Here is a 1,902-nt window from a genome sequence, read left to right as displayed (position 1 = left end):
ACAACGGGCAGGAGCGGACACCAGAACTGAACGAGTCCGTGGCCGCGCTGTTGACCCGCGTAAACGCACAGAAAGACCAATTTAATGCCCAAGGTGTCACCAACCTGCTGTGGGCCATGGCGAAACTGGTGGACAACGGGCATGAGCGGACACCAGAACTGAACGAGGCCCTGGCCGCGCTGATGCACCACGTGAACGGGCAGAAAGTTCACTTCAAACCACGGGAAATCGCCAACCTGCTGTGGGCCATGGCAAAACTGGTGGACAGCGGGCAGGAACAGACACCAGAACTCAACGAGGCTGTGGCCGGGCTGTTGCCCCACGTGAGCGCACTGAAAGCTAACTTCAGACCACAGGGTATCGCCAACCTGCTGTGGGCCATGGCGAAACTGGTGGACAACGGGCAGGAGCAGACACCAGGGCTTAAAGGCACCGTGGCCGTGCTGTTGCCCTTCGTGAACGCACAGAAAGACCAATTTATTCCTAAGCATATCGCCAACCTGCTGTGGGCCATGGCGAAACTGGTAGACAACGGGCAGGAGCGGACACCAGAACTGAACGAGTCCGTGGCCGCGCTGTTGACCCGCGTAAACGCACAGAAAGACCAATTTAATGCCCAGGGTGTCACCAACCTGCTGTGGGCCATGGCAAAACTGGTGGACAAGGGGCATGAGCGGACACCAGAACTGAACGAGGCCCTGGCCGCGCTGGTGCACCACGTGAACGGGCAGAAAGTCCACTTCAAACCACGGGAAATCGCCAACCTGCTGTGGGCCATGTCAAAACTGGTAGACAACGGGCAGGAACGGACACCGGGGCTTAAAGGGGCCGTGGCCGTGCTGTTGCCCTTCGTAAACGCACAGAAAGACCAATTTATTCCTCAGCATATCACCAACCTGCTGTGGGCCATGGCGAAACTGGTGGACAACGGGCAAAAGCGAACACCAGAGTTCAACGAGGCGTTGGCTGCGCTGTTGCCCCAAGTGAGCGCACAGAAAGCAAACTTTACACCACAGGGTATCGCCAACCTGCTGTGGGCCATGTCAAAACTGGTGGACAACGGGCAGGAGTGGACACCGGGGCTCAAAGAGGCTGTGGCCACACTGTTGCCCCAGGTGAACGCAAAGAAAAACCAATTTATTCCTCAGCATATCGCCAACCTGCTGTGGGCCATGGCAAAACTGGTGGACAACGGGCAGGAGCAGACACCAGGGCTCAAAGAGGCTGTGGCCTCACTGTTGCCCCAGGTGAACGCACAGACAGCTAACTTCAAACCACAGGAAATCGCCAGCCTGCTATGGGCTACGGCGAAACTGGTGGACAACGGGCTGGAGCAGACATCAGGGCTCAACAAGGCCACGGCCGCGCTGTTGCCCTTCGTGAACGCACAGAAAGATAACTTTACACCACAGGCTATCGCCAACCTGCTGTGGGCCATGGCGAAACTGGTGGACAACGGGCAGGAGCGGACACCGGGGCTCAAAGAGGCCGTGGCCGCGCTGCTGCCACTCGTGAACACAGCGAAAGCTAACTTCAAACCACAGGAAATCGCTAACCTGCTGTGGGCCATGGCGAAACTACTGGACAACGGGCAGGATACACCAAAGCTTAAAGAGACCGTGGCCGCGCTGTTGCCACTCGTGAATGCACAGAAAGATAACTTTACACCACAGGCTATCGCCAACCTGCTGTGGGCCATGGCGAAACTGGTGGACAACGGGCAGGAGCGGACACCAGAACTGAACGAGTCCGTCGCCGCGCTGTTGCCCCACGTGAACGCATTTAAAGACCAATTTATTCCTCAGCATATCGCCAACCTGCTGTGGGCCATGGCGAAACTGGTGGACAACGGGCAGGAGCAGACACCAGGGCTTAAAGGGGCCGTGGCCGTGCTGTTGCCCT

At 57.8% G+C, this 1,902-nt stretch carries 1 protein-coding gene; it reads left to right on the top strand.

The window, feature by feature from the left end; genetic code table 11:
- Positions 1-1,902 (top strand): DUF1601 domain-containing protein (locus ACO6UY_RS24585; RefSeq protein ID WP_422491680.1); only part of this gene is annotated, 1,902 nt, incomplete at both ends.

The organism is Endozoicomonas sp. ALE010 (assembly GCF_049310165.1).
Lineage (GTDB): Bacteria > Pseudomonadota > Gammaproteobacteria > Pseudomonadales > Endozoicomonadaceae > Endozoicomonas.
Note: the sequence above shows the minus strand (reverse complement) of the source record. Positions and strands in the feature narration are given on the sequence as shown.